The sequence below is a fragment of the Amycolatopsis sp. NPDC051716 genome, from assembly GCF_040681595.1.
Classification (GTDB): Bacteria; Actinomycetota; Actinomycetes; order Mycobacteriales; family Pseudonocardiaceae; genus Amycolatopsis.
The window spans coordinates 42,724-48,723 of sequence record NZ_JBFAZA010000056.1 but is presented as its reverse complement, the minus strand read 5'-3'; the positions used below and the strand labels follow the sequence as shown (position 1 = coordinate 48,723).

Below are 6,000 nucleotides of genomic sequence, written 5' to 3'. Positions count from 1 at the left end.
GTTTGCCTACTGCGGCGGTGCGGCAGGGGCGGGTTCTACTGCGGTTTCTGCCGCGGCAGGGCGGGTCCGACCTCCCCCGCCCCTCCGGTAGGAGTCTCAGCCGCCGCTCGGGTTTGTCAAGGCGGGAAAGCGTGCCTTGACAAACCCGACCGTCGGCTGAAGAGAAGGCTGGGATGAGGGGCGGGGGCGGTCTGGTGACGTCGTTGGTCGGCTTGCGCTACCGGCCGCCGGTTAGCAGCGCCCCTTCAGCCCCGGCCGTTTCTACTCGCCAGCGACCCCTCAGCCCGGCCGTTGCTACTCGCCTTCGATGACGTCCGGCTCCACGCCGAGATACCCCGCCACCTGCTCCACCAGCACGTCGTGCACCAGCTCGGCCAGCTCCGACGGGTCCTTCGCCCGTGCCTCCAGCGGCCGCCGGTACAGCACGATCCGGGCCCTCGTCGGCAGCCCAGTCCGGTCCACTCCCGCCGGGACCAGGCGCGACAGCGGTACGGCGCCGTCGTGCAGCACGCCGTCCGCCGGTGAGTGGCCGTTCTCGCGGATCTCGGGCACGTCGTCGACCGCCACGTCGAGCTTCGTCAGCTCGTGGCGCCAGCGGGCTTCGATCGGCTCCAGCGCGTCCAGCACCAGTGCGTCGAAGCGTTCCGCGCGGCTCGCGGCGGCGGGCAGGGTCGCCGGGTACAGCGTCCCGCGCAGGCCCCGGCCGTGCCGGTCCCGCCGCGAGCGCCGCCGTTGTCGGTAATCACGAGCCGTCGCCACGTCCGGAAGTCTATGCGACCGCGGTTCAGCGCGTGTCGCGCTGGAGACCTTGCGGCGACGCGCTATCGTTTCGTTTTGTGCGGAGCGTACGGAAGTGTTCGCGTACTGGCTGTCTCGAGCCAGCTGTGGCCACGCTGACGTATGCGTACAGCGACTCCACCGCCGTCGTCGGCCCGCTGGCCACCGCCTCCGAGCCGCACTCCTACGACCTCTGCGAAGCCCACGCGCTGCGGCTGACCGTGCCCAAGGGCTGGGAAGTCGTGCGGCACGAAGGGGCCTTCGCCGCGCCGGACCCGTCGGCCGACGAACTGACCGCGCTGGCCGAGGCCGTGCGCGAGGCTGGCCGGCCCGGCAAACCGGCTCCCGCGCCCGAGCCGGAGGGGCCTTCCGGGCGCCGCGGCCACCTGCGGGTCCTCCCCGGCCGCGCCTGAACGCGTAACCCTCTCACCCCGCCGGTAGGCTTTCCGCGCGGCGCAGCGGGCGCCGGGACGACTATTCGCGGGGAGACGGCGTGCCAGACCTTTCGGGCATCGTGAAGGCCTACGACATTCGCGGCGTGGTCGGCGAGCAGCTCGACGCGGACCTCGTCCGCGATTTCGGCGCCGCGTTCGCCCTGCTCATCAAGCCGGAGGCGCCGTCGGTGGTGATCGGCCACGACATGCGCGACTCCTCGCCGGGGCTCGCGGCCGCGTTCGCCGAAGGCGTCACCTCGCAGGGCCTCGACGTGGTCAGCATCGGGCTGGCCAGCACCGACCAGCTGTACTTCGCCTCGGGTTCGCTGAACATGCCGGGCGCGATGTTCACCGCCAGCCACAACCCGGCGAAGTACAACGGCATCAAGCTGTGCCGCGCCGGGGCCTCGCCGGTCGGCCAGGACACCGGGCTGGCCGAGATCCGCGACACCGTCGAGCAGGGCGTGCCCGGCTTCGAGGGCCAGCGCGGCACGATCACCGAGCGGGACGTCCTCGACGGCTACGCCGCCTACCTGCGCAACCTCGTCGACCTGTCCGGCAGCCGGCCGCTGAAGATCGTGGTCGACGCCGGCAACGGCATGGGCGGCCACACCGTCCCCACCGTGTTCGACGGACTGCCGATCGACATCGTGCCGATGTACTTCGAGCTCGACGGCACCTTCCCGAACCACGAGGCCAACCCGCTCGACCCGGCGAACATCGTCGACCTGCAGGCGAAGGTGCGCGAGGTCGGCGCGGACGCCGGGGTCGCCTTCGATGGCGACGCCGACCGCTGCTTCATCGTCGACGAGCGCGGCGAGCCGGTTTCGCCGAGCGCGATCACGGCGCTCGTCGCGGTCCGCGAGCTGGCCAAGGACCCGGGCGGCACGATCATCCACAACCTGATCACGTCCAAGGGCGTCCCGGAGATCGTCGCCGAGCACGGCGGCAAGCCGGTCCGCACCCGCGTCGGGCACTCGTTCATCAAGGCCGAGATGGCCCGCACCGGCGCCATCTTCGGCGGCGAGCACTCCGCGCACTACTACTTCCGCGACTTCTGGCGCGCCGACACCGGCATGCTGGCGGCGCTGCACGTGCTCGCCGCGCTCGGCGAGCAGACCGGCCCGCTGTCCGAGCTGACCAGCGCGTACTCGCGCTACGCGGCTTCGGGGGAGATCAACTCCACGGTCGACGACCAGGTCGCGAAGATGATGGCCGTCAAGGACAGCTTCGGCACCCGCTCCGGCGTCGAGCTCGACGAGCTGGACGGCCTGACCGTGCAGCTGCCGGGCGGCGCCTGGTTCAACCTGCGCCCGTCGAACACCGAACCGCTGCTCCGGCTGAACGTCGAGGCCGCGAACGCGGAGGCCGTGCAAGGGCTGGTGGACGAAGTACTCGCGATCATCCGCAGCTGACCCGTCCACGATGAAGGGCGGGCCCGCGGGCCGAACTGTGTCCTGAAGGTGCCCTTCATCACACCTTTTCGCGTGGTATGGAGGAACCATGGCCATCACGCTCGACCCCCAGCTCCTCGAGATCCTGGCGTGCCCGTCGCCGGATCACGCCCCGCTGCGCCCCGGAGCGCCGGACGACCCCGAGGCCGACGCACTGACCTGCACCGAGTGCGGCCGGGTGTACCCGGTCCGTGACGGCATCCCGGTGCTGCTCCTGGACGAAGCGACCCTGCCCGGGGACCACGGAAACTCCGATGCCGACAGTGCTTGACGACACGTTGCTCGACGACCCCGCGCGGCTGGCCGAGGCCGACAGCGCGGGGCTGCTCCGGGCCGCCGCGATGGCCGGCGCCCAGGTGCGGGCGACCGCCGAGCTGGCCGCTGAGCTGGAGCTGGCCGACCGGCTCGACATGGGCCGCCCCCGCGCCGTCGTGCTGATCGACCGGCCGGGGGTGAGCCGCACCCTCACCCGGCTGCTGGCCGCTCTGCTGGCGCCGTCGTGCCCGGTCCCGGTGGTCGTCGCCGAGGTGGTGCCGAGCTGGATCGGCGCGCTCGACGTCGTCTTCGCGCACACCGACGACCCGGGTGACCGAGAACTCGCCGCGTCGCTCGAGCGCGCCGCTCGCTACGGCGCTTCGGTGGTGCTTTCGGCGCCGGCGGAAGGCCCGGTGGCCGCCGCCGTGGCGGGCAAGGGCGTGCTGCTGGCGCCGCGGATCCCGGTGCCACCCGAGCTGGCGTTCCCGCGCGGCCTGGCCGCCGGACTGCTCACCGCGAACGCGCTGGGCCTGCTGATCTCCGACGTCCAGGTGCTCGCCGACCAGCTGGACCTCGAAGCCGAGAAGGACTACCTGGCCCGGGACTCGTTCGCGAACCCGGCCAAGGCGCTCGCGCTGCGGGTCGCCGACCGCGTGCCGCTGCTGTGGGGGCTGGACCCGGTCGCGGTCGCCGTCGGCGAACACGCTGCGCACGCGTTCGCCGCCCACGCGGCCACGGTGTGCGACGTCGAGGACTATCGTCAGGCCCTGGCGCGCCCCGCATTGCGGCGGGCGGCGCAATCAGGTGGCGCGGAGCGTGACATCTTCGCCGATCCGGACGATCCCTCTGGTGACATCCCCACCCGGGTGCTGCTGCTCTCGGTGCGGACCGGTCCGGCCACGGACGCGGCGCGCTACCAAGCCGAGGATCTGCTGCCGGGTGCGGACGTCATCGCGCCGGCCGAGGAGATCGAGGCCGACGAAATCGTGCGGGCCGCGGTGCTGGCGCTGCGGTTCGAACTGGCGGCGGTCTATCTCGGGCTGGCGGCGGGCAGCATCGGCGGCGCCGGTCGCTTCGCGCCCGCGACGGCGTGAGACCCGCCCAGCACCGGCTCCGGCCGGTGCCGGAGGAGTGGAGTTGAGGTGACAGTGGAGCTGCTGCGCAACGCGGTGCGGCCCTACGCTTGGGGATCGCGGACGGCGATCCCCGAGCTGCTGGGCCGGCCGATACCCGCGCCGCACCCCGAGGCCGAGCTGTGGATGGGCGCCCACCCGGGTGACCCGTCGCACGTCATCGGCCCCGACGGGACCGAGCGGAGCCTGCTCGAGCTGGTGGACGCCGACCCGGTGACCCAGCTCGGCGAGCGCTGCGCGAAGCGGTGGGGCGGGCGGCTCCCGTTCCTGTTGAAGATCCTCGCGGCGGAGGAGCCGCTGTCGATGCAGGCGCACCCGTCGGCGGCCCAGGCCGCGGAGGGACACGCCCGCGAGGAGCGGCTGGGCATCCCGCGCGAGGCGGCGAACCGCAACTACCCGGACCCGACGGCGAAGCCGGAGCTGGTCTGCGCGCTGACGGAGTTCCACGCGCTGGCCGGGTTCCGTGCCCCCGACCGCACGATGAAGCTGCTGAAGGCGATCGAGACGCCGGGACTGGCCAACTACACCGGGCTGCTGGAGGCCCAGCCGGACCCGTCCGGGCTGCGGGCGCTGTTCACGACGTGGATCACACTGCCGCAGTCGTCCCTGGACAGGCTGCTGCCGGAGGTCCTGGACGCGTGCATCCGGCACGTCCAGGAGCACGGCGAGTTCGCGGTCGAGTGCCGCACGATCCTGGAGCTCGGCGAGGCCCACCCGCGCGACGCGGGCGTGCTGGCGGCGTTGCTCCTGAACCGCCTGACGCTGCGCGCGGGCGAGGCGATCTACCTGCCGGCCGGCAACCTGCACCTGTACCTGCACGGCACGGCCGTGGAGATCCTGGCCAACTCGGACAACATCCTGCGGTGCGGGCTGACGCCGAAGCACGTGGACGTCCCGGAGCTGCTGCGCGTGGTCGACTTCGCGTGCGGCGAGATGCCGGTCCAGTGCGGTGATTCCGGGGGGCGCATGGCGGTGTACCGCACGGACGCCCCGGAGTTCGAGCTGTCCCGCGTGGAGTGGGCGGCGGGCCAGGACGACGAGATTTCGGTCGACAGCGTGGGCCCCCAGATCCTCTTGTGCACGGCGGGTGACCTCCTCGTGACGGCGGACGACGGTGAGCGGGTCGAGCTGCGCCGAGGTCAGTCGGTGTGGCTGCCGGCGGCGGACCCGCCGGTGAAGATCCGCGCCCTGGGTGGGGAACGGGCCCAGCTCTTCCGCGCGACCGCAGGCACCTGCGAGGACTGACCCGCCCGCCGGGCCACCTCACGTCTCCAGCAGCCCGGCTCACGTACCCCGATGGTCGGCTCGCGTACCCGCAGGGTCGGCCCACGTACCTAGTGGGTCGGCCTGCGTATCTGGTGGGTCGGCTGGCGTGCCCGGAGGGTCGGCCCGCGTGTCTCGAGGGTCGGCCTGCATGCCTGGTGGGTCGGCCGGAAACCGGCGCCCAGAGATCCCAGCCAACGAGTCCTGGGACGCGAACCGACCGCCGGTGCACTTGAGCAGACTGTCCAGGTACGGGAGCCGACCGCCCAGGTACACGAACCGACTGTCCAGGTACGCGGGCTGACCGTTCGGGTACGCGGGCCGACCGCCGGAGTGGGCGGGCCCGGCTGTCTGGGTGCGCGGGTGTGCCGCGGGTTCTGTGTGCGTTCCGTGTGGCGGCGTCCGCCACGATCGACACCAAGGGGGGACCTTGGTGCGCTGATGCGCGCCGCCGGGTCCGCAGGGGGTGGCGCCGGTCGGATTCGCCCGGCGTCCGTGGGCGTGAGGTGGTGCCGCGAGGGGGCGGCACCACCTCGGCGGCCAACCCGGCGGCCGAGGCGAGGCGGGTGGTGCGGTGAGGGGCGACACCATCCCGTCTCGCCCGGTGGACCACCTCGGCGAGGCGGACCTGGCCGAACAGGCCAAAGAGGGCGTCAGGCCAGCTGGCGGGCCAGGCCAAACTAT

At 72.6% G+C, this 6,000-nt stretch carries 6 protein-coding genes; 5 read left to right on the top strand and 1 reads right to left on the bottom strand.

The window, feature by feature from the left end; all coding sequences use genetic code 11:
* Positions 1–294: 294 nt before the first annotated feature.
* The gene (locus tag AB0M30_RS44390) at positions 295–759 is read right to left on the bottom strand and encodes a metallopeptidase family protein (protein ID WP_103341201.1); all 465 of its coding nucleotides are present in this window, start codon (positions 757–759) and stop codon (positions 295–297) included.
* Positions 760–836: 77 nt separating this feature from the next.
* On the opposite strand from AB0M30_RS44390, the gene AB0M30_RS44385 reads away from it, so the two are divergent.
* From AB0M30_RS44385 to manA, 5 genes are all read left to right on the top strand, one after another.
* A complete protein-coding gene (locus AB0M30_RS44385) occupies positions 837–1,190 on the top strand; it encodes a DUF3499 domain-containing protein (RefSeq protein WP_026468546.1) in 354 nt (117 codons plus the stop codon).
* 80 nt (positions 1,191–1,270) lie between these two features.
* The gene (locus tag AB0M30_RS44380) at positions 1,271–2,626 is read left to right on the top strand and encodes a phosphomannomutase/phosphoglucomutase (protein ID WP_364597743.1); all 1,356 of its coding nucleotides are present in this window, start codon (positions 1,271–1,273) and stop codon (positions 2,624–2,626) included.
* An 88-nt stretch (positions 2,627–2,714) separates the two neighbouring features.
* Complete coding sequence (locus AB0M30_RS44375; RefSeq protein ID WP_360173252.1) at positions 2,715–2,936, top strand: Trm112 family protein; 222 nt, start codon at positions 2,715–2,717, stop codon at positions 2,934–2,936.
* A complete protein-coding gene (locus AB0M30_RS44370; protein ID WP_364597740.1) occupies positions 2,920–4,014 on the top strand; it encodes a hypothetical protein in 1,095 nt (364 codons plus the stop codon). Before AB0M30_RS44375 ends, AB0M30_RS44370 begins: the two co-directional genes overlap by 17 nt.
* A 54-nt stretch (positions 4,015–4,068) precedes the next feature.
* Entirely contained in the window at positions 4,069–5,298 is a 1,230-nt protein-coding gene (gene manA / locus AB0M30_RS44365; RefSeq protein ID WP_364597747.1) for a mannose-6-phosphate isomerase, class I, read from the top strand.
* Positions 5,299–6,000: the final 702 nt, after the last annotated feature.